We start from the raw sequence: 1,056 nt of genomic DNA, 5'->3' as shown, positions 1-1,056 counted from the left end.
TTTTTCTTCTGTTTTTTTTGGCGATTAAATTTTAGAAAATAGCCCATTTTTTGTTTAATTTAGGCGAATGTCAACAAAAAAGGGTGGCGAAGCCACCCACACATGTTGATGAAGAGCCAAATAAAAAATATTTTTCGCTTTTAAAAAAACGTGTAATAGAATTTATCAAAAGAATTACGGCAATACACCATCCCAAATGGGACAATGCACACATAATCTTCATTCCTACATCGACACCCAAAGATTTTACAAACGCACCCAGCAAAGGAGAAAAGAAACCAAATGAGTCTTGATTTCCAAAGTCAATAGGAGGATCACCTAAAAACCTTTCTGGAGAAACTGAGTGGACATACTGCAACAAGTACAATATGGCGTCAAGAATAATACCACCGTAGTGATGAAAGCAAAAGAATAACGCGACGGCGGTAAGACAAGGAAAATATCGATTTATCGTGTTCATAAATAAAAAAAGAACCTTCATCATAGATGAAGGTCTTGAATTTGTCAATCAACTAACAGTTAGGAAGCGTCTGCAACCGCGCCATCCTTAGTATCGAGCTTTTCAAAGTTCGGGGTAAGGACGTAGCAGTCACCACCAGCACCACCGGAAATGATTGCAGAGTAATCAGCAGAACCACCAGAAGCGGTATTTGCTTCAACATCGAGCTGCCAAACACTGTTTGCAACGCAGTCATTCAAAGCGCCAACGTTAACAGCCTTCCAGCCAGCACTCTTACCGGACTGCAGAAGAACGGTTTGGCCAGCGGTTTCACCATTTTCGGTGGTACCTTCAAAGTACTGGAAGTTAGAAGTGCTCTTCATCTTGTAGCCAATAAGCTTCCAGTCGCCAATACCAGTACCAACTTCGGAGATATAAGCGTCCTGCAACTTCACGTATTCTATAACAATTATAAGACGAAAATAAGTTGAATTAGTTGGGCTCTTCATCAACATGTGTGGGTGGCTTCGCCACCCTTTTTTGTTGACATTCGCCTAAATTAAACAAAAAATGGGCTATTTTCTAAAATTTAATCGCCAAAAAAAACAGAAGAAAAA

2 protein-coding genes are annotated in these 1,056 nt (G+C 39.8%); both read right to left on the bottom strand.

Annotated features, from left to right (window positions below):
• Nucleotides 1-70: 70 nt before the first annotated feature.
• On the bottom strand, nt 71-484 hold the full coding sequence (locus BUB73_RS17110) for a hypothetical protein (RefSeq protein WP_139259288.1): 414 nt from the start codon (nt 482-484) through the stop codon (nt 71-73).
• A gap of 35 nt (nt 485-519) precedes the next feature.
• Nucleotides 520-894 carry a hypothetical protein gene (locus BUB73_RS16505; RefSeq protein ID WP_073287577.1) on the bottom strand — a complete coding sequence of 125 codons (375 nt, stop codon included), beginning with the start codon at nt 892-894 and terminating at the stop codon, nt 520-522.
• Nucleotides 895-1,056: the final 162 nt, after the last annotated feature.

The sequence above is a fragment of the Fibrobacter sp. UWH6 genome (genome assembly GCF_900142465.1).
Taxonomy (GTDB): domain Bacteria; phylum Fibrobacterota; class Fibrobacteria; order Fibrobacterales; family Fibrobacteraceae; genus Fibrobacter.
The sequence above is the reverse complement of the archived record's forward strand: the minus strand, read 5'-3'. Positions and strand labels throughout refer to the sequence as shown.